Source organism: Spongiactinospora gelatinilytica (assembly GCF_003236385.1).
Lineage (GTDB): Bacteria > Actinomycetota > Actinomycetes > Streptosporangiales > Streptosporangiaceae > Spongiactinospora > Spongiactinospora gelatinilytica.
The window spans coordinates 1-23460 of record NZ_POUA01000006.1; the positions used below are offsets into that span (position 1 = coordinate 1).

Genomic DNA, 23460 nt, shown 5'->3' on the forward strand with positions numbered 1-23460 from the left:
CCCCGAGAAGGCACCGCCAATGAGCGATCAAGAGCCGCTGACCGCTCGAATCCCGGCGGACATCGACCGCCCCGACAAGATCGCCTATGGCCTCACCTTCCGGCAGATCCTCATCATCACCGCAACCGGAGCAGCCGCCGCAGGCATCTACTACCTCTTCCACCACCTGCTGCCCATCGTGGTCCTGGCAGCCGTACTCCTGCCCGTCCTGGCCGTGGGGCTTGCTGTCGCCCTCGGCCGCCGAGACGGACTCACCCTGGACCGCTTCGCCATGGCCGCTCTGCGGTTCACCCATTCCTCAAAGCGGCTGGTGGCCGCACCGGAAGGCGTCAGTGAGCCGCCGAGCTGGTGCCGTCTGCGCGGCAAGCTGCCCACTCCCTTGAACCTGCCGGTACGCGCCATCCGCACCGACGGCGCGCTGGAGCTGGCCGAGGGAGGCGTCGCCGTACTGGTCGAAACCTCCACCCTCTCCTTCCACCTGCGCACCACCACAGAACAGGCCGGACTGGTCGCCGCGTTCGGCCGCTGGCTCAACTCCCTGGAAGCGCCGATACAGATCCTCATCCGTACCCGCCCCATCGACCTCGGCGAGCTGATCGACACCGTCGAGCAGAAGGCCGCGAACCTGCCCCATCCAGCGCTGTCCCACGCCGCCGACCAGCACGCGGCCTTCCTCAGCCGGCTCAATGCCTCCCCGGATCTGCTCGCCCGCCAAGTCCTCATCGTCCTTCGCGACCACCAGGCCCCCGGCAGACGCGCGGTGCGGCGCGACGCCTCCGCGGCGGTCCTCCTGCGCCGCGCAACCGAGATCGCGCGAAACCTCGCCGCTTTCGGCGTCACCGCCGGCGTACTCGACGCCCAGACCGCCTACCAGGTGCTCTCAGAGTGCCTGGACCCAGGCGGATGGCATTCCGCCGACACCGCGCTGCCCCACGAGCCCGTCACCACCAGGGAGGACCCATGAAAGGCCGGGCCCACGAGCCGAGCACGCTACCGGCCGCCGGAGCCGTGGAGGTCGGAGCGCGCACACTCGCCTTCCCCCACGGCCACACCTCCTCCTTCGCCGTGGTCGGATACCCACGCGACGTCGGCGCAGGCTGGCTGGAACCGCTGCTCACCTACCCCGGCCGCCTGGACGTGTCCCTGCACATCGAGCCGATCCCACCGGCCGTGGCCGCGATGCGGCTGCGCCGTCAGCTCGCCCGCCTGGAATCGGCCAGCCGCTCCGACGCCGAACACGGCCGCCTGCAGGACTTCGGTACCGAGGCCGCCGCTGATGACGCCACCGAGCTGGCCGCTGGACTCGCCCAGGGACACGGCCGCCTGTTCAAGGTCGGCCTCTACCTCACCGTCCACGCCGCCACCGACGAGAAACTGACGGCCGAGGTCGAACGCGTCCAGGCGCTCGCCGCCTCCCTGCTCCTGGACGCCCAGCCGACCACCTTCCGAGCCCTGCAAGGCTGGATCACCAGCCTGCCGCTGGCCACCGATGCCATCCGGCTTCGCCGCAGCTTCGACACCACCGCGCTGGCCGCCGCCTTCCCTTTCACCTCACCGGACCTCGCCACACCGGTCGGAGACACCGCCGTCCTCTACGGCGTGAGCGCCTCCGGTTCCGGCGTCGTGCTGTGGGACCGCTTCGCCCAGGACAACCACAACTCCGTCATCCTGGCCCGCTCCGGTGCCGGTAAGAGCTTCTTCACCAAGCTGGAGACACTGCGCCTGCTGTACCAGGGCGTCGAGATCGCCGTCATCGACCCCGAAGACGAGTACGCCCGTCTCGCCCGCGCCGTCGGCGGCACCTACCTCCGCCTCGGCGCATCCGGCGTGCGGTGGAACCCCCTCGACCTGCCCACCGGCCACGGCCCGGCCGACGACGTACTCGCCCGCCGGGCGCTCTTCCTGCAGACCCTCATCGCCACCATGCTCGGCACACCCATCACACCCCAGGACCGCGCCGTACTGGACGCCGCCATCCTCGCCACCTACGCAGCCGCCGGGATCACCACCGACCCGGCGACCTGGACACGCCCCGCCCCGCTGCTCGCCGACCTGGTCACCGCACTGCACGCCCAGCCGGGCGGCGAGGAGCTGGCCCGCCAGCTCGCCCCGTACGTGTCCGGCTCCTACCGGCACCTGTTCGACGGACCCACGACCACCAGCCTGGCCGGGCACCTGATCGTCTTCTCCCTACGGGACCTGCCGGAGGAGGTCAAACCGGTCGGCACACTGCTGGCACTGGACGCCGTCTGGCGGCGGGTGGCCAACCCCCGCGACCGCCGCAAGCGCCTGGTCGTGGTCGATGAAGCGTGGCTCCTCATGCGCGAGCCCGAAGGCGCCCGCTTCCTCTTCCGGATGGCCAAGGCGGCCAGGAAGCACTGGGCCGGGCTCGCCGTCGTCACCCAGGACGCCGCCGACCTGCTCGCGACCGAACTCGGTCAGGCCATCGTGGCCAACGCCGCCAGCCAGATCCTCCTGCGCCAGGCGCCCCAGGCCATCAAGTCGGTAGGCGACGCCTTCGACCTGTCCGACGGCGAACGGCAGTTCCTGCTCACCGCCGAACGCGGCGAGGCCCTCCTGATCGCCGGCCCCGCCAGCCGTACCGCCTTCTACGCCACCGCCTCCCCCGAAGAGACCGAGCTGATCACCAGCGACCCCGCCGAACTGGCCCGCCTCGAACCCGGCCAAGCCCCCGCCTTCACCACCGACCAGCAGGACGAGGAAGGGGACCCGTTGTGAGCCCCTGCCTCCTGTGCGACCTCACCGATCGCGACGTCGAAGCAGTACTCGACACCCTGAGCGACCTCCCCTCCCGGCTACCAGAACTGCTCGCCCAATACGGCTGGCACATCGGCGCGACCGTGACCTGCGTCCTGTTCGTGCTGGCCCTCCTACGGCACGGCCTGGCACTCCTGCGACACACCAGGCTCGAACCCGGCTCACGCCTCATCGAGATCACCCCACCCCCGCAGACCGACCCGAGCGGCGCGCTGGTCCTGTGGAGCCACCTCCTGGGACTCCTGCGCCCGGCCTGGAAACGGCTGCTCACCGGTCAGCCGCATCTGGTCTGGGAGTACATCGCCGACGAGTCAGGTGTCCGCATCCAGCTCTGGGTGCCCGGCACCGTCCCGCCCGGCACCGTGGAGAAGGCCGTCCAGGCGGCCTGGCCCGGTACGACGATCATCACCCACCCGGCGACCGCCCCGCTGAACACCAAAGCCCGCACGGCAGGCGGACGGCTCCTGCTCGGCCGCCCCGAGCACTTCCCGCTCAAGACCGACCATCCCAACGACCCGGTGCGTTCGATGCTCGCCGCCATGACCGGCCTGCGCCCCGGCGAGCACGCCCTGGTGCAGATTTTCGCCCGGCCCACCACCGGCAGACGACTACGCCGCGCACACCGAGCGGCAGCCGCCCTGCGCGGAGCCAGAACTGCCAGCCTTCTCGGACAGGCCCTGGACGAGCTCGCCCCCATGTCCGGCCACACTCATGCCGGGCAACTGGCCCGCATGTTCCCCGAACGCGCCGACCAGGTCCGCGCCATCCTCACCAAAGCCGCCCAGCCCCGCTACGAAGTCGCCGTCCGATACACGGTCACCGGCGAGGCGGTGCCTCCGTTGCGCGGCCGGGCACACACCCTGGCCGGCGTCTTCGCCTTGTACACCTCCGGCCACCAGTACCTGCGCCGCGCCCGGCTCTTCCCCAGCAGGCCGGGTTCGCGGCAGCTCGGCTCCGGATATCTGCTCTCGGTCGGCGAACTGGCCGCGCTCGCCCACCTGCCCTGGGACATCGACGCCCCGGGCGTCACCCGCGCCGGAGCGCGCCCCGTCGCCCCGTCGCCGGCCGTACCGAGCGGCCCGGCCGACCAGCGCGTCCGCGTGTTGGGCGACGCCGACAGCGGCCACAGACGGCCCGTGGCCATGCCCGTCCCGGACGGCCGCCATCACGTCCACGTACTCGGCGGCACCGGCGTCGGCAAATCCACCCTACTGGCCAACATGGTCCTCGCCGACGCCGAAGCGAGCCGAGGCGCCCTGGTGATCGACCCGAAGGGCGACCTGATCACCGACGTACTGGCCCGGCTGCCCAGCCGCGCGATCGGCTCAACCGTCGTCTTCGACCCGCAAGACGCCGCCCCGCCACCCGTCATCAACGTCCTCGCCGGTCCCAACCCCGCCTTCGCCGTCGATTCCATCGTCACCATCTTCCACCGGTGCTTTTCCACAGCCTGGGGACCACGCGTGGACGACCTCCTGCGCTCGACGTGCCTGACCCTCACCAAGGTCCTCGGGCCGCGCGCCACCCTGGCCGACGTACCGAAGCTGCTCACCGACTCCGCCTACCGCACGCGGATCACCGCCCGGCTGGGCGACGAACTTTTGGCCAGCTTCTGGGACTCCTACCAGGCTCTCACCCCAGCCGGGCAGGCCACCGTGATCGGCCCGGTCATGAACAAGCTCCGCGCCGTCCTGCTTCGGCCCTTCATCCGGCACGCCCTCACCAGCCCAACCACCACCGTCCCCATCGGCGAACTTCTCGACGAGGGCGGTCTCATTCTCGCCCGCCTGCCCAAAGGCATCCTCGGCGATGACGCCGCCCGGCTGTTCGGCTCGATCCTGCTCGCCCACACCTGGCATGCCACCACCCGCCGGGCGGTACTCGCCGCATCCGCCCGCCCCGACGCAGCCCTCTACATCGATGAGACGGTGCGCCACGAGGCGCTGCAAGACCGGGTCGGGGTGAAAGACCCCGACCTGCGGCCAGTCGCAGCTGGCTGCTGAAGCTGAGGACAGCCCGAACCGGGAGACGCCGGGGAGGGCGGGAGCAGTCCTGACAACGCCGGGACGGTCTGGCATCACCAGACGGGCCGGGTCCGGCAAGCAACGCGGAAAGGTGTACGAGAGGAACCGGTGTATGAGGCTCCGTAAGCGATGTGCCAGCTCAAACCTGGTGGATATGGGCTGGTCTGCAGTGCGTGACCCCGGCGGGCAGCCGTCGGTGTGGTCAACTCCGACGTCGAACTGTATTCGTCGACCAGGAGGCCGGTGGGAAAGCCTGCGGCGTACCACTGGCGATGCTGCCGGGGCAGAGTCGGGCACCTCCTCCGCGAACCGGTCTCGCAGTGAACGTGGGAACCACCCGTGGCCGCCCTTCCCCCTCACCCGCCAGGTGCGGGGCGGGCAGGCACGTCGTCGGCTGATGGCCACGAGGTGGGGCGGAGGCCCCGTAGTAGTCCGAGCGCGGGAAAGCCGCGCACATGGCGAAGGGGGCCAGCAAGTCAGCAGCCGAAGCACTGGAATGCCAGGAGGCCGCCGGTGAATACCGACGATTCGGAGCTGGCCCTTTACCGGGCTCGCGATCGGGTACTGGAGATCCAGACCAAGCTGCACCGCTGGGCAAAGCAAGATTCTCATCGACGGTTCGATGATCTGTTCAATCTCGTCACCGACCCGGCGTTCCTTCTGGTCGCCTGGGATCGGGTGCGGGGCAACAAGGGAGCCAAGACCGCCGGAGTGGACGGTCACACCGCGGTATCGGTCGTGCGGTGGACCGGGGTCGAGGAGTACCTCGACCGGCTGCGGACCTGCCTGAAGGACCGTGGTTTCCAGCCGGTACCCGTCCGGGAGCGGATGATTCCCAAGGCGAACGGCAAGCTCCGCCGCCTGGGCATCGCCACGATCACGGATCGGGTGGTTCAGGCTTCCTTGAAGCTGGTGTTGGAGCCGATTTTCGAGGCGGATTTCCTTCCGTGTTCCTACGGGTTCCGTCCGAATCGCCGGGCTCACGACGCGGTGGCCGAGGTGCGCTACCTATCCTCCCGCACGTTTCGGTGGGTGATAGAGGGCGACATCAAGGCATGTTTCGACGAGATCTCGCATCCCGCCCTCATGGGACGGGTGCGGGTTCGAATCGGAGACAAACGCGTCCTGGCTCTGGTGAAGGCGTTCTTGAAGGCGGGCATCCTCGATGAGGAACGCATGCTGCGCAAGACCGACGCCGGTACCCCGCAGGGTTCGATCTTGTCGCCGCTGTTGAGCAACGTGGCCTTGTCGGTTCTGGACGAACACTTCGCCCAGGCCCCCGGCGGCCCGATCAACACCCGGTGGGAGAGGGACAAGCGCCGCGCCAACGGTCTTGCGAACTTCCGGCTGGTCCGGTACGCGGATGACTGGTGCCTGATGGTCTCAGGCGCCCGGCACGACGCCGAGGCCCTCTGCCTGGAGGCGGAGAAGGTCCTGGCGACGATGGGCCTGCGCCTGTCGCCGGACAAGACCCTGATCACCCACATCGACGAAGGCCTGGACTTCCTCGGCTGGCACATCCAGCGCCACCACAAGAAGGGCACCCAGGACCGGTACTACGTCTACACCTATCCCTCGAAGAAGGCCCTGGCCTCCATCAAGGACAAGGTCAAGACCTTGTGCCGGCAGACCACGAACCAACCACTGGCCGACCTGCTCATCCCACTGAATCGGATGTTGCGGGGCTGGTGCGCCTACTTCCAGCCCGGGGTGTCCTTCGCGACCTTCCAGTACCTGCGTGCTTTCGTCTGGGAGCACGTGTGGGCCTGGATCCGCCGCAAGCACCCCAAGAGCAACTGGAAGGAACTCCGCCGCCGCTACTGCGGGGGTGGCTGGTGGCCCAGCGACGGAGAGGTGACCTTGTTCAACCCCGGTGCAGCGGGCACGACCCGCTACCGCTACCGGGGCGCGGCGATCCCCAATCCGTGGACCAGCGGGACAACCCGATGAGAAACGCCATGCCCGAACGGGACTTGCGGAGAGCCGGATGCTCAGAAATGGGCACGTCCGGTTCGGGAAGCGGTCCGGAGAAACCCACCGGTGGAAACACTGGCAGGGCGCTCTGGGCCGACTTTCACCACAACTTCCTCAACCTCCCAGGCCACATCAGCGACGTCCTGGCCGAGGCGCGCGGCTACCGCCTCTCCCTCGTACTCGCCCACCAGCACCTTGACCAGCTCCCCGCCGACCTCCGCGAAGCCCTGTCGGCCGACGCCCGAAACAAAATCTTCTTCACCACCTCCCCCAAGGACGCCAACGACCTCAAGGCGCACACCGCTCCATTGATCACCCCACACGACCTGGCCCACCTCGGCGCCTACCAGGCCGCCATCCGGCTGATCATCGACGGCCGGCAGACCCCGCCCTGCACCGTACGCACCCGGCCACTGCCACCGATCACAAGCGGCCGTGAAGAAGAAATCCGCAAGGCCTCCCGCGAGCGCTTCTCAACCGCCAGCCCCGAACCGACCCCACGCAACAGACGACGCGAGTCCGCCGACCCACGCAACCACTAGCAAACGAACAGGGAGAAGATCACATGCCGGTGACCCGTACGCCCCTCGGACTGCCTCGCCTCGATGCCGCCGCACTGGCCGAGCTGGCCGCCCGGCTGACCCCGCGCGACTACGAGATCCTCAGCCACCTGCACCAACACCGAGTCCTGACCACCCACCAGATCCAAAAGATCTTCTTCAACCTGCCCCAGCCGACCCGACGCCGCCTCGGCATCCTGCACGCGTTCCACACCATCACCCGCTTTCGCCCCTGGACCGCGTACGGCGGCGGCTCGGCCCCCTCCCACTGGATCCTCGGCCGAGCGGGAGCCGCCGTCCTGGCGCTCAAAGATGACACCACCATCGCCCAGCTCGGCTACCACCCCGACAGGGCCATGGCCATCTCCGTCTCCAAGCGGCTCGGCCACCAGATCGGCGTCAACGACTTCTTCGCCGACCTCCACCACCACGCCCGCCGTACCACTCGACAGGCCGAGGTGGGCGCATGGTGGTCCGAACGCCGCTGCGCGCAGCTCTGGGGCGACCTCGCCCGCCCCGACGCCTTCGGCCGATGGAGCGAGAACGGGCGCCAGCTCGACTTCTTCCTCGAACACGACACCGGCAGCGAAACCCTCACCAAGGTCATCGCCAAACTCGCCGACTACGCCAACCTCGCCGAAGCCACCGGCATCTCTACTCCAGTGCTGCTCTGGCTGCCCAGCCGAGCCCGGGAGACCAACCTGCGCCAGCGGCTGACCAGCGCAGAGGTCCCCGTGGCCACCGCCGTCCACACCACGATCGGAGACGGCCCAGCCGGACCGGTATGGCTGGCGGTCGGCTCCGAAGGCCCACGACTACGCCTGGCGGAACTCGGCGATGCCTGGCCCCACCTCGGCCGCGCCACCGACTCTCCGGCCGGAGCCGACAAGGAGTGAAGTACGCCGCGGCCGGTGCCGCTTTCTTTCTGCTCATCGGGCTGTTCATCGCGGCGGCCGGAAGTGTCCTCACCAGCTCCGGCGGCCCCGGCTGCCTGGCAACGCCCGGACCGGACAGCTCACAACAACCCGTCGGAACCCTCGACGAGGAGCAGAAGCGTAACGCCACACTCATCATCCAGGCCGCGCTGCACCGAGGCCTGCCGACACGGGCGGCCGTGATCGCGGTCGCCACAGCCTTGCAGGAGTCCCACCTCCGCAACGCCTCTCACGGCCACCTCGACTCATTGGGCCTGTTTCAGCAGCGCCCCTCGCAAGGATGGGGAAGTCCCGAGCAGATCCTCGACCCCGCATACGCGACCAGCCAGTTCTACGACCGCCTAGTCAAAATTCCTCGCTGGGAGCGACTTCCACTCGCCCACGCCGCCCAGGCCGTACAACGGTCCGCCTTCCCCGACGCCTACACGAAATGGGAGCCGCTTTCCCAGCGCCTCGTCGATGCCGTCGCCGGCTTCTGCGTCGTACCCGTCGGAGGGGAAGGCGTCTCCGCTGTTCTCGCATACGCACACGCACAGCTCGGCAAGCCCTACGTCTGGGGAGCCGAAGGGCCAGCCGCCTTCGACTGCTCCGGGCTCACCATGCGGGCCTACCAGGCGGCCGGACTCAACATCCCGCGAGTAGCGGCTGACCAGTGGCGCTACGGCCCTCCCGTCCCACGAGGTCAGGAAAAGCCGGGCGACCTGGTGTTCTTCCGGATGTACCGCGGCGAACCCCAGCACGTCGGCCTCGTCATCGGCAACAGACAGATGATCCACGCACCGAACAGCAGAGACGTCGTCAAGATCGCGTCCTACCAATGGCCGGACCTGGTCGGCTTCACACGCCCGATGGCCCGCAGGGCCGCACGGTAACGACCACTGCGGAGCTGCTCCATATCGATGTCGGAGGCACTAAGAAGCGTTTCACGGACCACAACCCTTCCCAGACGATCAGCTCAGGGGGCCGGTGCCATTCCACGCCGCACTAGGCGGCGGCCGGGGCCGATCGTGGCGAACACGATGCTCTCATTCCGATGCATGAGGGGATGTCTCCTTCCCAGTGGCGCTAGGGAGAGAAACCAAGACATCACGTCGCTACCGTCTCATCCGCCACCGCCGCCGAGTTGGAGGCAGGCGTGCGGGAGATCATGGATCGGTACCCAACGCCGATCATGCGTATTGACCGGTACGTGTTCCTCCTGAGGACCACCCCCGGTCACATGTGATCATGGTCTCGTAGCCGCTGTTCGACGGCGTTGCCGGTGAGGCCGACCGCGCGGCCGATGCTCGGGCGGCTCGCCCCGTCCGCGAGCAGGTCCCGCGCGATTTCCGCCCACTCTCCCGGGGTGGCGGCGGCCTGCAGGCGCGCGGCCTCTTGGTCGGTGAGGTCGCGCCCACGGCGAGCGTCGCTCTCGGTGGCGCTGGCCACCCCGGCTCCCGGCCGGTCGTTCAGCAGGTTCACGACGTCGCCCGTGCGGTAGAGGGTGCGTGCTCCGTGTTCGCGGCGGGCGGCGTGCGCGTCGAACGTTTGCCGGTACTGGCTGATGCTCTTGCCGGCGATGCCGAGCAGCCGGGCGATCGCATTCAGGGTGCGCATCTCGTCCGGATCGCCAGGGACCTCATAGCGACGGCGGGGGCGGGCGCGGGCCTTCTCCCATGCGGCGAGCCAGGTCTCCAGGGCGCGGCGGTCGTACACCGCCTCGCCGGGTCCGCGCCCGGTCGGCCGCCGCCGGCGGCCGACCGGGCGCGGGAAGTCTCGTGCCGGCCGCCAGCGGATGGCGATGTGCTCGGGCGTGCGACCGATCTCCTTCGCCCACTCGGCGAGGGTGATCATGCCGCTGTCCTCGTCGTCGTCCCTGGTCATGTCCACCATCCTCCAGCCTGGTCAGGGCCGGTCGATAAGCTAGAGGTGTTCCTTCCTTCGTGGGTGGGACCAATCGGCGGCCGGTGTGTGCGAGCGGGCGTTGCCCGTATCACCGGCCGCCACTTACCTTCCATCCTCCGGCGGGGGCGCGCTGTCGGCCAGCGTGGCCAGGACGGACCGGTACGGCTGCGGCGGCCCGGGGTAGCGGGTCAGCTCGGCGGCCACAACGCCGGTCGTGGTGTCGGTAATGGTCCAAGTGCCCGTCTGGCGCGGTTGTCCGGGCCGGTCGCGGGTCAACTCGTCAAGCCGGGCCTCGGCGAGGGCCAGCGTGTCCTCACTGCCGAGGGCCTGCCCGGCCGGGTCGCGGATCTCGAACATGATGCTCCTTGTTGATCGTGAGTGGTCGCGCTGGTGCTTCCGCCAGGATGGCCGATCCGCCCGGCCCGCGCTGAACGGAGCGTTGTTCTGTGGATAACCCCGGGGCGGCCCGTGCGGGCCGTCCCCGGGGCGCTGGGTAACTACTCGGTACGGCGCGCGCGGCCCTTCCGGTCGAACACCGCGTTCGCGGTGGCGGCGGCCACCCGCCACGTGGTGGCCACCTGCTGGTCGTATGCCTCCCGGTCGTCGGCCACGATGGTCAGCGGCCCGACGACCACGGCCAGCTCCCCGCAGCCGCTGCGGGAGTGGAGGTAGTTGCGGGCGAACACCTCCACCGACTGCTTGCCCTGCAGGCCGATCGTGATGTGGCTGGTGTGCCGGTTGGCCACCTCGTAGCCTGCGGCGGAGCGCGCACCAAAGGTTCGCTCGGCGATCCCGGCGGCGTTGCGCCAGGCGGTCAGCATGGTCCAGGCGGCCCGCTCGTCCCAGAGGATCACGATGGCCCCGGGGATGTAGACATCGACCTGGGCGCGGTCCCGGTCGCGGCGGGGGACGACGCGGTTCTCGGCCGCGCCGGTCAGGCGGATGGTGACGCTGGGGAGGTAGTGCATGGTCCGGACGGCCGGGGCGGCCTTGGTGGCCTTCATGGGGACTCCTTCGTGTGTTGGGCGGCGGGTGTGCGTCCCGCCTTGTTTCTAACTACAGTATACCCAACTGGGCACACCCGGAAACCCGAAAACGCTGTCTGAGCTGGGATTTTACCTTTGCTAGCCCTCGGGCCCTGGCCCCCTCCAGCCCGGCTCTGCTCGAAGGTTTGGGGCGAACCTCCCGGGCGGCCTCCTGTCCGGTCCACCGCTCGCCCTGCCGTACGCCGATGAACGGACGGTGGAGGTCGTGCGCGGGAGGAGCCCTTATCGAGTCCGGCCTGCGCGGCGTCGGCGCGGCGTATCCCCGAGGCGTACAGGACAGCGATCACTACGGCGACGCGCAGCGCCCGCCAGCGGGCCCGCTCACGGGCGACCGCGTCGCACGGCTCCACTGTGGTCCTGCCTCAGCAAAGCGGTCGTCACAGTTAGCTATTGATCCGCTACTCTCCAGAAGATCTGGACTGGATTCACGACCTGGGGAGACATGAGATGGAAGGGCACATACCCACACAAACGATACTGACGACACTGATCCCGGCGGACCTTAATGCTCCATTGGAGATCAGCATCGGACACTCTGTCGTGGGTATGGCTATTGCCGAACGCGCCCATCTCTCCCGGCTCGATGTCACCTGGGATGTACCAGGGGCGTACCTGCTTCTGGATCGACCAGATTCCCAAGGGCGCTGGGGTGCCTACGTGGGCAAATCCTCCCTCCCGGGACTGCGCACACGAGTTCGGCAACAACTTCGCACTCGCGGCCATTGGTATCGGGCCCTGCTCGTTCGCCGAGAAGGAGGAGCAAGCCTGCACAGCGGCGAAACCGGTTGGCTAGAAGGAAAGCTCTATGACATCCTTCATGATTCTCCGCAGGTCGATCTCCATAACGGTAACCGACCTCGCGATCTCAGCATCTCCATCGACGACCAAAGGAACATGCTGTCCTACGTTCCGCCGGTCCTCTGCGCCCTGCGCCTGATCGGCCACGGCGTCGCGACGGGCCCCACGAGCAGACCAGCGACAGCGGAGCGCAGTAGATCTCGGCCAGGTGGCCGCAGGATGAGAAGTGCGACCACTCTGGCCGACCTCGTCGCGGCGGGGCTGATCCAGCCGGGCGCCAGACTAATCTCGTCGTCGCCTTCTTACCCGGCTGAGGCGGTACTGGGTGCGGACGGTTGGATTCGCTATGGCCAGCAGCCTCATCTGAAACCGACTACCGCCGCCTGCGCGGTCACAGGTACCAGTGTGAACGGATGGGACTTCTGGCAGGTCCAAACCCCGAATGGCCTTGTCAAGCTGAAGGAGTTGCGCCGCCAGCTCGATGAACGCCTCGCCGCGGAGGGCGTTGACCGGAATCTGCTTCCCCCGAGTTGAAGGCCGGCCGCTGACCGGTAGGCCCATTGTTCGGGAGTGACCCGGTGATGCAGGAGGTGCGCCCCGGCTGCGCACACGAGGTGCGCGAACCGGGGCACTCCACCTGCGCCACCGGGGCGCGGTTACCGCCAGCCGTATCCCTTCTCGCCGCCATGGATCCGACAGATCCGCTCCTCCTCTGCGGTGAGGAGGATGGCGGGCAGCCGGACCGTTCCCGTGGTCAGGGCCTTGTAGATCCGGTGCCAGCCGTCGATGACGAGCGGGCCGCCCGCGTCGGGCACCGGGACCGCGATCACCGGTTCTGACAGGTCTACATTGCCAGCGTGGTCAGGGTCGATCGTGATTAGGGACAACAGGCCCGCCCATCCGGCCGGTGCCAGTGCGCCGTTCGGGGTACGACCCGCCGCGAAGCCTTTGGCCGCCGTGATGTTCCAGCGCCACGCCAGCAGATGGAACACCTCGATCTCCGAACCCTCACGGGCCGAGACGCTCACTGGGCCTCCTCCTGGGAGAAGGCGTGCAAGGTGAGGAGTTCTTCGCTGATGGTGAGGAACTCCCGTGCCGCCGCCCGGGAGACGTGGGCGATGGCGTGATCGAACAGGGTCCCGGGCGCGCTGGAGGCGGGCTCGGTGGTGAGGTACTGGCGGACCCAGGCCCGCACTCGGCGCAGTGCATGATCTGCGGTGATCTCGTTCTCGTCGATCTGCTTGACCACCGTGCCCCACCAGGTACGCAGATCCCGCCCGTAGGCGGTGTTGTACAGGCACGTGGACGAGAGCCGGTGGCCTTCGTCGATGCGGTAGGTCAGCTCGGCGGCTGCCGCCGCGTGCGCCCGCGTGACCGACTCGATCACCTGCCGCAGGTGAAGGTCCAGAGTGCAGGGCTGTGCGCATGGCAAGATCATCATCGGCTCCTCTCGGGGGCGGGGAAGGCGTCGGCGAGCGTCTGCGTGACGGCGAGGAACCGCTGGGCGGCCTGGCGACGGGCCTGCGCCATGGCCTGAAGGAACAGCTCACCGTGACATGCCGGTTCCTGTCCGATCAGTTGGCGCTCAGCTCGGACCCGGCTACGCGTGATCGCGTACGCCGGTGTGGCCCCACCGGTGTTGATCTGATCCATCACCGATTGCCACCAGCCACAGACGTACTGGGCGACGGCGGCGCGGGAGATCTCCTCGGCGGTGAAGTCCTGGCCTTGGTCGGCGAGGTAGGTGAGGCGCGCGACCGCGTTCGTCCACTCGATACACGCCTTGATGTGGTGATCGATGGCGCGGAACTCGAAGTAGCCCATGCTTTCTCTCCTTTCAGGGGTGAGGTGGGGATGAGCGGTACGCCCGGGAGTGGTGAGCCGGGCGTACCGTGGTCAGGCGGCGAGCAGGTGGAAGGCGCGGCTTTTGATCTTGCTGTTGGCGTGGTCGTCCAGCAGCGCGCGCTCGGCGCGGACGATCGCGGCCTCGCGCCGTCCGATCACCGGGCTGCGGTGGTCCAGCCGTTCGGTCACCGCGTTGTACGCGGCCCACCGGGTGCCCCGGATCGGTTCGTTGGTCGGGGCGGAGGTGAAGAGCCACTCCAGTTCCCGCATCGCCAGTTCGTGGTTGCGCCGGGTCAGGTCTTTGGCGTCCGGGCCGAGTGGGTGCAACGCGGCGGCGAACTGGCGAAACTCCTTGACGTCCATCGGTGTGGCCAGCAGTTTCTCGGCCTCGGCGGCGAACGCCTCACCGTGCCGCCATGTCAGCCGTAGCGCATCGCGAGCCTCCGCGATGCGTCCGGCGATGTGGCCCGTGTGGCGTACTTTGAACATGGCGGCGTGGTTGCGCAACGCGGCGCGTTCGGTGTTGGCGCACACGACGCGGACGGGGGTGGCGACGGTGGTGAAAGCGCCCCATCCGTCATGCCGGGAGAACGCCGCGAGGTAGAGATCGACCTGGTCGAAGCCGCCGACCATGAGCGGTTCGGGCAGGCGCATGGTGACGAACACCCGGCGTCCGCCGTTCAGCGAACCGCCGGTGTCGAAGACCGCGCCGGACTCGTCCACGAGGGTCTGAAGGAACTCGGCGACCTCCTCGTTGTGAACGATCTTGTAGTCCTTGCCGACCATGCCGAGCCGTTCCGGCGCGCCGGTGTGCGGGTTAGTACGCACGATCAGGAAGTCCTCCTCGGCCGTGACCGTCTGGCCGGTGTCCGGGTCGGTGACCTGACCGACGGGGACCTTACGGACGTTCCAGCGGGCGAGCTGAGCGTGGGTGAGCAGTTCCTCGGCGGTCATCGGGCCGGGGGCGGTGTAGCCGAGCCGGTGCCAGCCGGGCTTACCGGCGGCGGCGAACGCGGCGGAACCGTCAGCGAATACTTCGAGTTCGTGAGCCATGACAGACCTCTTCCTAATGAGATGAATGGGATGGACGGGCGGTCAGACCCCGCCCCTACGCGGGATGTGAGTGGCCGTAGGGGCCCGGCGGCGCATGGTGCCGGGTAAGGTCCTAGCGGGCCCGGGGGGCGGGCTATAGGCCAGCCCGCCCCCGGCCCGTCTCAGGCACCCTGACCGGCGGCGACGGTGAATCGGCGGGGCCGTTCGCAGGTCAGCTCGGCCTGTCCCAGGCTGACGAGCCGGTCGAGCGCGTTGGCCACCGCGCCCGATGAGCTGTCGAGCACCCGGCCGACCTCGTACGGCGTGAAGTCCTTACCCGGGTACTCGGTCAGGTGGGCCAGCACACGATCCCGTAGCGCCCCCGGCCGGACCGCCGCTGTGCCGGTCGCGCCTCCGGACCGGCTGTCCGTTCCCCTGGTCGGACCGGGGCGGCCGGTCGCGACGCCGGTCAGGACCGCGCGGGCGTTCCGGTGCGCCTGTGCGGACTTGGCGATGAACATCTCCAACCGGCCCAACGCCATCACCCGGTCGCCATCACCGTCCATCTCGGCGACCGCGCCGGTGAGCAGGTCGGCCAACTCCAGTAGCTCGGCCCGCGCACGCGTCCACGCCGGGTCCACGACCTGAGGGGATTCCGCCGCCGTCTCCTCCTCGTCAGCCTCGCCGGTGGGGTCGGTGACGGCGGACGCGGGGACAGAGGCCGGGCTGAAGTCAGGGGTGCTGTCGGACTCAGCCCCCGGGACGCCCACCAAGATCTCCTCGCCCGCCGGTGAGGCGTCGAAATCATCGATACTGACGAACTCCGAGGCGGCCGAGTCCCCGGTGACGGTGTCGGGCGCGTTGTCGTCGGGAAGATCAACCGGGGCCACATCGGCCGTCGTGGCGAATGCGCCGACCGTTGCGGCACCGTCGGCGTCGGGGTTGGGGGTGTCCGGGGCCGCGACCCCGCCGGTAGCGGGCGATCCGACCGGGGCATCACTCACGCTGTCCGATCCGGACCCGTCCGCCGCGCCGTTGTCGGCGTCGGACACCACAGGGAACCAACGGTCAGGGGTACGGCCCCGCCCGTCGTGTCCGCCCGCCGTACGGGTAACCCGGCCCTCGGCCTCCAGCTCGTTGAGGATCTTGCTAGCGCTGACCCGGCTGATTCCCGCCTCGGCCCCGACAGCGGTTGCCGACCCCCCGGGGTTGGCCAGCAGCGCCGCCCACACGGCCCCATGGCGGTCCGTGCGGGCGGCGTCGGCGTCACCGGCGACTGACGGTGTAGGGGCCACGTCAGGGGCACTGACGGTGGCGGTGTCGGTCGCGATGTAGTGGGCGTCCGTTGCATTGGATTCGGTGACTCGGCTGTTCATTTGGTAAGGCTCCTTTCCGATTCCGAACCGGTTTTATAGTGGCCGGTTCGTGATTGGTGGAGCTCGACTATCGCTCGGCTCGCATAGGCATTGCAAGCGATCGCGAAATGTTTTTAGTCACCGCGACGGCTGGAGAGGCTTGCCTAACTGAACTCAACTGAACTGCCGTGCCTACATGAGGCGGAGCAGTTGAGCTGAACTCGTCAGCCGCAGTGGCTGCGCCTCATCTTCGGAATTAGGAAAAGAGTCGCCGGAAACGATGCTCGTTCGGAATGACCTTACTGGTAGGGCCACAAGTCCGCCGCTACCATCGCATATCACCTGCTACTGAGATTGTCGTGTCCAATACCTACGAACCCGATCGAACCAATACGTTTCCGTGGGCTCAAATGCGGCATATCGTCACAGCGATGTGGTCAGCGCCCATCGTCGGGGCGCCTCGGCATCACATCGGGCCGGCCTTATCCGGCCGTGCAAGGATGGGGCCCGTAAGCGGGAAGAGGGAGGCTGGTGGTCTCCAGAGGAGACGCACGGTGATTGCCTTCATGATAGAAGCGAGGGACATCGTGGACGGGCGAGCACTTATTCGGGGGTCGCCCATAGGCGAGTCGGGCGGCGCAACGCATCGTCCGCGCACAGCTTGACCTGCGGGTACCGGCCGTGAACGGTGAGGCGATCTAAGCGGCTACACCGGTCGCACACATAAAAGACAACGCTGAGCGCAGCACCGAACGAACGGTTCCCTGTGGTAGCGCTCGGCGAACGCCACAGACGCCTCTCGGTCGGAGGCCGCTTCATCCTGTATCGCCAGGCGCCCCCGCCGCTGCATCACGTGCGGCGGGTCGGTGCCCAGACATTAACGTGCCACTGCCTATGTCGTGTCAAGTCCGGGGGGACAGGGGGATCGTCCATGCCGGGCGAGGTCAGTGACACGATGGCGGCCGAAGCCTTGACCTGCGTTGCGCTCGGCTATCCGAGGAGCCGCTGATACGTCTGTCGAACTTGCCGACTTGGCTGAGCATCGATCTCTGCCAACCGTTCAGACATCTGCTGGAAGGTCCGCCGGACCGCGGGCAACCGGCCCGCCTCGCTCTGAATTGTCATCATCTGACACCACAACAGCTCGTTGTAGGGATCGATCCGATCAACGGCCAACGTCAGTACATCCAAAGCCCTGTACGGATCATTCCTCGACTCCAAATCAGCCAAGCGCAGGGCAGCATTCACAGCTTGGTCGGCGGCGGCCTGGCGCAGCGGAAGGCACCACAAATCATCTCGGTCGGTGAGAAGTGGCCCTTGGTACAAGGTCACCATCTGCCGAAGGGCACTCAGCCGATCAGCCTCGTTCTCCGCGGTATTCGACTTGACATAGCTATCCTCGAAGCGCCACCAGTCAACATCGAAGTAGACCGGTGCCAAGCGCCGCCGCTGCCCAGTCTTCAGCACGAACTTGACCTCGGCGGCAAGGCCTGTGGCCTGCCGCATCGATGCATTGATATCCCTGATCGCCGACTCCAACCTGCGTATGCCCCGCTCTCCTTCATCAGGCCACAGTCGGTCGATCACCGTCTCGGGGGACTCTCCATCCCGCGAGGTGGCCAGCAACGCGAACAGGTCCCGTCCCTCCGTACGCCGGAAGGACACCTCCTCGGCCCCCACGACCACCCGCAACGGACCCAGCACCTGAACCTTCGCCTTCGAGGAGCCCCTGGAAGGCGCGGATGCGTTTTGGGCGGCTTCCTCTGGGGGATCCGCCACAATGTCGGGCGTGGGGGTCGCGTCCTGATGCACCGGTGGACTGGGAGACGCGCCCTCGAGGTCGGCCTCGGAGTAGGTGGGCGTCAGATCCACGGGAGAGCGCTGCACCGCCACCGCACCGGCCTCCGAAGGACTCAAGGAGACAGAGCGTGAATGTGACGCACTGCGAAGGCGGCGAGCCAGCAGCGCGCTACCGAACATCACCATTACCCCGAACAACAGGGCCGAGCCGACATTGACGCCAACCGACTGTCGATCCACCGGATCTGCGCGGCCCATCTTCTTTTTGTTCGATGTCGCGGGCGAGAGCGTCGGCGATGGATGTGCGGGTACGGGCTCAGTCGTGGGAGGGCGTGTTGGAGCTGTTCGCTTGGCCGGCCGTGTCCTCTTCACCTGCGACCTGTCGTGTTCTGCTTTTTTCTGCCCCTGCGCCCGGTGTGTCTTCTTTCCTACACCTCCAGTCCATGGCTGGGGCGAGTCAACCACAATGGGCTGGCTGCGCCGAACATTTTCATTCCGCCTATCGATCGCAGGCGCCTCCTGATTGGGACGTGGATGTCGCCTGGCCACCCCGTCTCTGTCGGGGCGAGATTTTGGTTGCGGGGGGATCGGTACCTTCGCGACAGGCGGTGAGCCGACATGGGGTTCCGGAAATCGCTGTGCCTCCTCGAAGCGGTTGGCCACATTGTCCGACTTGCCGTTCAGTGCGTCCCGGGCCAGATTGTCGCAGAGCTTCTGCATATCCCAGTACTGATCGGCTAGTGGAGTCAGACCTTCTGGACAGTCAGTACGTACCGCATTGGCCGATACAGGAGGAGCCAGCGAGGCGGCGGCAGCCAGCGGAAGCACGGTCGAAAGTTGCACCAACCGCAGCGACCGGGGAAGCAGCCGCTGATTCACTTGTAGGCCAAAGCCTCTTCCCCGCACCAGAGTAGCCTCCTGTTCGAATATGGGTCATCAGGCCTCGCTATGAGCAATGCCTCTCGCTCATACGCCGAGATCATTTCCTGTGCTTGAGCCAGATGGATTGATCGCACTGTCTCCAGACGTGACGCTTGCCATAGCAGAGCTTGAAGACATCGACGCGTCCCAGAATGACTCGATCTACGGCGCAGCCCGCGAGGGCACCGTTGCTGTCGGCCACCTTGTGGATGGCCAGGAAGCTGGTGGCGTACTCAGCCTCGACGTAGGTGTCATCGGCCTGGAAGTCGCATACGGTGACGACGTCGCGTCCCGAGTTGACGGTGACGCTTCCCCGCCGGTTGGCGCTCTCCCATACCCGGCGTTCGGCCGAGGCCGAGGCTGGGGCCGCCGGCATGAGGACACATGCGATAGAGACGGCGACGATGGCCGCGCGGATGAACATAGATGACCTCCGAAAAGAGAAATGGCTTGGTCGCCCCTGGTGGACCGGCAGGCGGGGGTGGCATGTGGTCCGGCGCTCTCCGGTTACATCCGCGGGGCTTTGCCGGAGCTGTCGCGACTCAGAGCAGCCGCCGCGGCGAGCGCGACCTCGATGTGGGCCCTCTGATCGGAGGGCGGTACCCCGCGAAGCACGAGCATGGAGGTAGCGGCGTACACCGCCATTGCCTGCTGGACGGCGATACGGCCGGTCAGGGCCAACTCGGCCGCGCGGGTGCGGGCGTGGAACCACATGGCCGGGCGTGTACTGGGACGGGGATGGCCAGGGCACAGTGCGATCACTGCGGCTCCGTGGCCGGTCAATGGTTCGCCGGGTTCCAGGGTCCGAAGCAGGTGCCGGGCCGCGTACCCGGCCATCGCGCACAAGGTGACGTTGCGGTCGTAGCGCAGCGCGCCGAGGATCTGCCGCCAGGGGGTCGTCTCCACAGGGCGGCGGGTGGTCAGCAGCGGGGGTACGACCTTGACGTAGGTAAGGTTCGCGCCGCGATCGAGCACGAAGCCGGCCAGGCTGGGATCGAGCCGGGCTTCACTGTCGTGCAGCCGGTTCACCCAATCGCCAACACGGCGAACCGCTGTGACGAACTCAGCGGCCTGGGGTCCGGGAAGCTCGGTCAACGCCGTCCCGTCCACTCGTCGATGCCGCATTTCGAGCCCATCGGGGCCATTGACCATGCGCAGATCGTCAGGCAGCGTCACTTGCTTCGCTCGAAGGGTGGCCAGGTAGCGGCGTACCTCGGCGGCTACCTCGCCCATCCCGGGCTGGCCGGGCCAGCCCAAGCGTCTCCGGATCTGGCGGCCGTCGCCGTGCGGGGGTACTTCCATCGTTGCGGCGACGATCGGAGCGTTCGTCGCGCCGGTCCGTATCTCCATGCCTTCCCTTTCGCTGGATGCATGGGGACGGTACGAAGGGGACCGGTACCTGATCGTCAGTGCCGCTACGAGGTAGGAGCCCCGCTCCGGCCCAGCACGGTGGTGAATCCGCTGAACTCCGGTCTGACCGGCCGACACCGGTTCGGGTAGGGCAGAGCTCCAGAAGCTCGCCGATAACGTAAGGTCATCTTGCGATTGCGTCGCGTGAGATGGAGACTTGGCCGCGACATCAGACCAGCGAGTGGGGCACATGGTGGTCGTGGACGAGCATGATCGGTTGATCGCGCAACGCATCATGGAAAGCCGCCGCCGCAGAGGGTTGTCGCAACTGGAGTTCGGGTCCCTGATCGGCCGCTCCGAAAGCTGGGTCTCCAAGGTGGAGACCGGGGTGATGCGGGTGGACAGTCTCGCCCTGCTGCGGACGATCGCCACGGTTCTGCGAGTGGAGCTGAGCTACCTCATCGGTGTGGAGTCCGACCAGGCCGAAAAACGCGGCCACGGCTCGCAGCCGCCGATGACGCTCCAGCACCTGCTGATCGACCCCACCGGCTGGGACATCTGCGATCTTGAGCGGCGGCGCTGGTTCCTGGTGCAGTCCTCGGCAACGGTGACAAGTGTCCTGCACCATCTCCGGCCCGGCATCGAAGAGGGCCTTACGGAACGGCTGTCGGCGGTCAAAGGGAAGAGCGTGCGGCTGGACGCCGACACCGTCCACGGTCTGGAACAGATCGTGTCGGGATTTCGGCAGTCCTACCGCTCGGCCAGCGCCCATTGCCTCCTGGCACCAGCCCACGGAACTCTGAACCTGCTCACCGAATTCGCCGCTGAGGCGGGCGCACAGTGCGACCGGGTGGTGTCGTTGATCGGCCAGATGGGTACGCTCCTGGCCACCGTGCTCGGATTGGATCTCGACGACCCTCTGGCGGCCAAGCCCTACATCACGATTGCGATGCGCGCCGCCCAGCAGGTCAATGACGCCGAGTTGATGGCCTTCACCCTCGGCGGGCGCGCGTTCCTGGCCGCCTATGGAAACAAGGACGCGCACGCCGGTCTCGGATTCGCCGACGCGGCCCTGGATACGGCCCGCCGCGGAATCCATCCACGCACTCACGCCTGGCTGCTGGCCGTGACCTCCGAGATGCACGCCTCCCTCGGCCAGGAACAGGAATGCCAACGCCGCCTCGCCCAAGCGGAGATCCACCTGACACATGCGGCGCCGGACCGGCGGTGGATCGGCATCGGATCCTTCGGCGGCGACAAGCTCCTGGCCTACCGTGGAGGAGACCTGATGCGCCTGGGCAGGTACCAGGACGCCCAAGCCATCCTGGCCCAGTCCCTGGCCTGCTTGGATCCGTCATTGAAACGACACCGCTGCACCGCCCACATCGACCTGGCCGAGGCCCTCGCCGCCACCGCGAGCATGGAGGACGCGGCCGATCACGCGATCAAGGCCTTGGACATCATCGAGCAGACCGGCCACACCGCCAGCCTTCAGCGAGTGGACCGGCTGCACCAGCACATGCGACAGACTCCCTCGGCGGCCGGACGCCGGCTGGGCGAACACCTTCACTACGTGAAAGGCATGCGATGAGGCCACGCGCGCTCCTGCTGGACTTCGGCGGTGTCATCACCACCGACTTCTACGCCGCGATCCGTACCTTCTGCGCGAGTCAGGGCCTGGCGGCCAACGCCATCGAGTATGTCCTGGCGACTCGTCCGGAGGTCCGCGCCCGCTTGGTCGATGCCGAGCGAGGACGGATCACCCAGCACGAGTTCGAGGAGACCTTGGGCGGCGCGCTCGGTATCCCTGGCCGCGGCATCATCGCCCGTATCGGGGCCCACCTGAAGCCCTGCCAGCCCGTCCTGGACCTGGTCGCCCGAGCCCGGCATCAGGGCTTCCGCACCGGCGTGCTGTCCAACTCCTGGGGTAGCGGCGACTACAACGTCTACGATGCCTACGACCTGGAGCGCCACTTCGACACCGTTGTCATCTCCGACCAGGTCGGCATCAGCAAACCCGACACGGCCATCTACCAGCTCGCCGCCGATCGCCTGGGCGTCAATCCCCCCGAGTGCATCTTCGCCGACGACACCGCCGCCTATCTGGCCCCCGCCCACGACCTCGGTATGGCCGTCGTACACTTCGCTGAGCCGGAAACCGGAATCGCAGAAATCGTCAAACGGCTCGGCCTGTCCCATCCGGGTACATAGGCTCGCTCAGAGCGAAGCGCGGTGGGCTCGGCCTCGTGTCAATTCACAAGGCCGCCGTCTTCTCCGATCTACCCGCAAGGGCAGCTCCCGCCACGATGGCCACCAAGCCTAAGGCGGTCACCGCGGTCAGCCGCTCGTGCAGCAGAGTAACACCGAAGAGGACGGCGAACGCGGGCGATAGGTAGAAGGCAAGCGCGGCCCGTGCCGGTCCTGCTCTGCTCACCAAGGTGTAGAACAAGACCAGCGTTCCACCGGTGCAGACGACCCCAAGAACCATCAGGACGCCGAGGACCGACAGGTCCGGAACGCTGCTGGGCAGTGAAAGAACACCAGGAATGAGCAGAGCACAGGTGGTTACCAGCATGGAGCACGTGGCGACGCCAAGCGGTTCAGCGTCGGCGTGGCGACGGTGGATCATCAGCCCGCCGGCGGCATAGCAGACGGCGGCCCCCACAAGCAGTACGCCGCCGAGTAGTTCCTCCGGCCCGCCGCGTAGATCGAACCCGAAGAGAAGGATCAGTCCAAGGAAGCCCAGAACGAGCCCGAGAATGCCGGGCCACCCCCGTGGTCGCTCCCCAGGCGCGAAACGCACCGCGAGCAGGGCGACGAACAGCGGTTGCGCTCCTACGAGAATGCTGGCAAGCCCCGACGGAACGTACTGCTGCCCAACGGTGAGCAGCAGCAGCGGAGCCGTCGATTGCATCAGGGCGGTCTCGATCACCGCGCGGGGATGACGAAGAAGCGGTTGCAGCGCCCCGTAGCGAAGGGCCAGTGGGGTGAGCATCACCGCTGCGGTGGCCACCCGCCCGAGGACCACATGCACGGGCGATAGCCCCTGAAGGGCGATCTCGATGAGCGGGTATGCCGCGCCCCATAGAGCAGAAAGAAGGACGAGCGCCCACCATATGCGGCGGTTCATAGAAGGCGCTGCACCGTGGGCGCCGATT

22 protein-coding genes are annotated in these 23460 nt (G+C 67.6%); 10 read left to right on the forward strand and 12 right to left on the reverse strand.

The window, feature by feature from the left end; translation table 11 throughout:
• The first annotated feature begins 19 nt into the window (after positions 1–19).
• The 7 genes from C1I98_RS01385 (at position 20) to C1I98_RS01415 (ending at position 9143) form a co-directional block, all read left to right on the forward strand.
• A complete protein-coding gene (locus C1I98_RS01385) occupies positions 20–964 on the forward strand; it encodes a PrgI family protein (protein WP_111165213.1) in 945 nt (314 codons plus the stop codon).
• Positions 961–2739: a VirB4 family type IV secretion system protein gene (locus tag C1I98_RS01390; protein WP_111165214.1), complete on the forward strand. Its 1779-nt coding sequence runs from the start codon at positions 961–963 to the stop codon at positions 2737–2739. The genes C1I98_RS01385 and C1I98_RS01390 overlap by 4 nt, the downstream gene beginning before the upstream one ends.
• Complete coding sequence (locus C1I98_RS01395; protein ID WP_111165215.1) at positions 2736–4781, forward strand: type IV secretory system conjugative DNA transfer family protein; 2046 nt, start codon at positions 2736–2738, stop codon at positions 4779–4781. The genes C1I98_RS01390 and C1I98_RS01395 overlap by 4 nt, the downstream gene beginning before the upstream one ends.
• A 360-nt stretch (positions 4782–5141) precedes the next feature.
• On the forward strand, positions 5142–6752 hold the full coding sequence (gene ltrA, locus C1I98_RS01400) for a group II intron reverse transcriptase/maturase (RefSeq protein ID WP_199536651.1): 1611 nt from the start codon (positions 5142–5144) through the stop codon (positions 6750–6752).
• Between the two features lie 8 nt (positions 6753–6760).
• Positions 6761–7318: a type IV secretory system conjugative DNA transfer family protein gene (locus C1I98_RS01405; protein ID WP_158557841.1), complete on the forward strand. Its 558-nt coding sequence runs from the start codon at positions 6761–6763 to the stop codon at positions 7316–7318.
• Between the two features lie 23 nt (positions 7319–7341).
• Positions 7342–8232, forward strand: coding sequence for a replication-relaxation family protein (locus C1I98_RS01410; RefSeq protein WP_111165218.1), 891 nt, complete (start codon positions 7342–7344; stop codon positions 8230–8232).
• Complete coding sequence (locus tag C1I98_RS01415; protein ID WP_111165219.1) at positions 8229–9143, forward strand: C40 family peptidase; 915 nt, start codon at positions 8229–8231, stop codon at positions 9141–9143. Before C1I98_RS01410 ends, C1I98_RS01415 begins: the two co-directional genes overlap by 4 nt.
• 343 nt (positions 9144–9486) lie before the next feature.
• Here the strand turns inward: C1I98_RS01415 and C1I98_RS01420 are convergent, their stop codons facing one another.
• The 3 genes from C1I98_RS01420 to C1I98_RS01430 all read right to left on the reverse strand — a co-directional run bounded on the left by C1I98_RS01420 (position 9487) and on the right by C1I98_RS01430 (position 11159).
• A complete protein-coding gene (locus tag C1I98_RS01420; RefSeq protein ID WP_111165220.1) occupies positions 9487–10134 on the reverse strand; it encodes a hypothetical protein in 648 nt (215 codons plus the stop codon).
• A gap of 123 nt (positions 10135–10257) precedes the next feature.
• A complete protein-coding gene (locus tag C1I98_RS01425) occupies positions 10258–10512 on the reverse strand; it encodes a hypothetical protein (protein WP_111165221.1) in 255 nt (84 codons plus the stop codon).
• Between the two features lie 140 nt (positions 10513–10652).
• Positions 10653–11159 carry a hypothetical protein gene (locus C1I98_RS01430; protein ID WP_111165222.1) on the reverse strand — a complete coding sequence of 169 codons (507 nt, stop codon included), beginning with the start codon at positions 11157–11159 and terminating at the stop codon, positions 10653–10655.
• A gap of 432 nt (positions 11160–11591) precedes the next feature.
• Between C1I98_RS01430 and C1I98_RS40245 the strand changes: the two genes are divergently transcribed.
• The gene (locus tag C1I98_RS40245) at positions 11592–12533 is read left to right on the forward strand and encodes a restriction system modified-DNA reader domain-containing protein (RefSeq protein WP_146607226.1); all 942 of its coding nucleotides are present in this window, start codon (positions 11592–11594) and stop codon (positions 12531–12533) included.
• Positions 12534–12655: 122 nt separating this feature from the next.
• Here the strand turns inward: C1I98_RS40245 and C1I98_RS01435 are convergent, their stop codons facing one another.
• From C1I98_RS01435 to C1I98_RS01470, 8 genes are all read right to left on the reverse strand, one after another.
• Positions 12656–13027, reverse strand: coding sequence for a hypothetical protein (locus tag C1I98_RS01435; RefSeq protein ID WP_111165223.1), 372 nt, complete (start codon positions 13025–13027; stop codon positions 12656–12658).
• Positions 13024–13440 carry a hypothetical protein gene (locus tag C1I98_RS01440; protein ID WP_111165224.1) on the reverse strand — a complete coding sequence of 139 codons (417 nt, stop codon included), beginning with the start codon at positions 13438–13440 and terminating at the stop codon, positions 13024–13026. Before C1I98_RS01440 ends, C1I98_RS01435 begins: the two co-directional genes overlap by 4 nt.
• On the reverse strand, positions 13437–13823 hold the full coding sequence (locus C1I98_RS01445; RefSeq protein WP_111165225.1) for a hypothetical protein: 387 nt from the start codon (positions 13821–13823) through the stop codon (positions 13437–13439). Before C1I98_RS01445 ends, C1I98_RS01440 begins: the two co-directional genes overlap by 4 nt.
• Positions 13824–13895: 72 nt before the next feature.
• Complete coding sequence (locus tag C1I98_RS01450; RefSeq protein ID WP_111165226.1) at positions 13896–14897, reverse strand: DUF932 domain-containing protein; 1002 nt, start codon at positions 14895–14897, stop codon at positions 13896–13898.
• Positions 14898–15058: 161 nt separating this feature from the next.
• Entirely contained in the window at positions 15059–16252 is a 1194-nt protein-coding gene (locus C1I98_RS01455; RefSeq protein ID WP_146607227.1) for a MarR family transcriptional regulator, read from the reverse strand.
• Between the two features lie 969 nt (positions 16253–17221).
• Positions 17222–18289 (reverse strand): AfsR/SARP family transcriptional regulator, encoded by a 1068-nt coding sequence (locus tag C1I98_RS41075; protein WP_158557843.1) that lies wholly within the window; start codon positions 18287–18289, stop codon positions 17222–17224.
• 721 nt (positions 18290–19010) lie between these two features.
• On the reverse strand, positions 19011–19376 hold the full coding sequence (locus C1I98_RS01465; protein WP_111165229.1) for a hypothetical protein: 366 nt from the start codon (positions 19374–19376) through the stop codon (positions 19011–19013).
• A gap of 83 nt (positions 19377–19459) precedes the next feature.
• Positions 19460–20302 carry a hypothetical protein gene (locus tag C1I98_RS01470; RefSeq protein WP_111165230.1) on the reverse strand — a complete coding sequence of 281 codons (843 nt, stop codon included), beginning with the start codon at positions 20300–20302 and terminating at the stop codon, positions 19460–19462.
• A 250-nt stretch (positions 20303–20552) separates the two neighbouring features.
• On the opposite strand from C1I98_RS01470, the gene C1I98_RS01475 reads away from it, so the two are divergent.
• Positions 20553–21893: a helix-turn-helix domain-containing protein gene (locus tag C1I98_RS01475; protein WP_146607229.1), complete on the forward strand. Its 1341-nt coding sequence runs from the start codon at positions 20553–20555 to the stop codon at positions 21891–21893.
• Positions 21890–22513: an HAD family hydrolase gene (locus C1I98_RS41080; RefSeq protein ID WP_158557845.1), complete on the forward strand. Its 624-nt coding sequence runs from the start codon at positions 21890–21892 to the stop codon at positions 22511–22513. Before C1I98_RS01475 ends, C1I98_RS41080 begins: the two co-directional genes overlap by 4 nt.
• Before the next feature lie 43 nt (positions 22514–22556).
• Here C1I98_RS41080 and C1I98_RS01485 read toward each other — a convergent pair whose 3' ends face one another.
• Positions 22557–23432, reverse strand: a complete 876-nt coding sequence (locus C1I98_RS01485) for a DMT family transporter (protein WP_111165232.1) — start codon at positions 23430–23432, stop codon at positions 22557–22559.
• Positions 23433–23460: the final 28 nt, after the last annotated feature.

Coding starts and splice junctions, on each gene's coding strand:
- C1I98_RS01430 (WP_111165222.1), bottom strand. CDS start 11,159: ATGAAGGCCACCAAGGCCGCCCCGGCCGTCCGGACCATGCACTACCTC.
- C1I98_RS01470 (WP_111165230.1), bottom strand. CDS start 20,302: ATGGAGATACGGACCGGCGCGACGAACGCTCCGATCGTCGCCGCAACG.
- C1I98_RS01425 (WP_111165221.1), bottom strand. CDS start 10,512: ATGTTCGAGATCCGCGACCCGGCCGGGCAGGCCCTCGGCAGTGAGGAC.
- C1I98_RS41080 (WP_158557845.1), top strand. CDS start 21,890: ATGAGGCCACGCGCGCTCCTGCTGGACTTCGGCGGTGTCATCACCACC.
- C1I98_RS01420 (WP_111165220.1), bottom strand. CDS start 10,134: ATGACCAGGGACGACGACGAGGACAGCGGCATGATCACCCTCGCCGAG.
- C1I98_RS01450 (WP_111165226.1), bottom strand. CDS start 14,897: ATGGCTCACGAACTCGAAGTATTCGCTGACGGTTCCGCCGCGTTCGCC.
- C1I98_RS01465 (WP_111165229.1), bottom strand. CDS start 19,376: ATGTTCATCCGCGCGGCCATCGTCGCCGTCTCTATCGCATGTGTCCTC.
- C1I98_RS01475 (WP_146607229.1), top strand. CDS start 20,553: ATGGTGGTCGTGGACGAGCATGATCGGTTGATCGCGCAACGCATCATG.
- C1I98_RS01405 (WP_158557841.1), top strand. CDS start 6,761: ATGCCCGAACGGGACTTGCGGAGAGCCGGATGCTCAGAAATGGGCACG.
- C1I98_RS01410 (WP_111165218.1), top strand. CDS start 7,342: ATGCCGGTGACCCGTACGCCCCTCGGACTGCCTCGCCTCGATGCCGCC.
- C1I98_RS01455 (WP_146607227.1), bottom strand. CDS start 16,252: ATGAACAGCCGAGTCACCGAATCCAATGCAACGGACGCCCACTACATC.
- C1I98_RS41075 (WP_158557843.1), bottom strand. CDS start 18,289: ATGGGCCGCGCAGATCCGGTGGATCGACAGTCGGTTGGCGTCAATGTC.
- C1I98_RS01390 (WP_111165214.1), top strand. CDS start 961: ATGAAAGGCCGGGCCCACGAGCCGAGCACGCTACCGGCCGCCGGAGCC.
- C1I98_RS01445 (WP_111165225.1), bottom strand. CDS start 13,823: ATGGGCTACTTCGAGTTCCGCGCCATCGATCACCACATCAAGGCGTGT.
- C1I98_RS01385 (WP_111165213.1), top strand. CDS start 20: ATGAGCGATCAAGAGCCGCTGACCGCTCGAATCCCGGCGGACATCGAC.
- C1I98_RS01485 (WP_111165232.1), bottom strand. CDS start 23,432: ATGAACCGCCGCATATGGTGGGCGCTCGTCCTTCTTTCTGCTCTATGG.
- C1I98_RS01440 (WP_111165224.1), bottom strand. CDS start 13,440: ATGATGATCTTGCCATGCGCACAGCCCTGCACTCTGGACCTTCACCTG.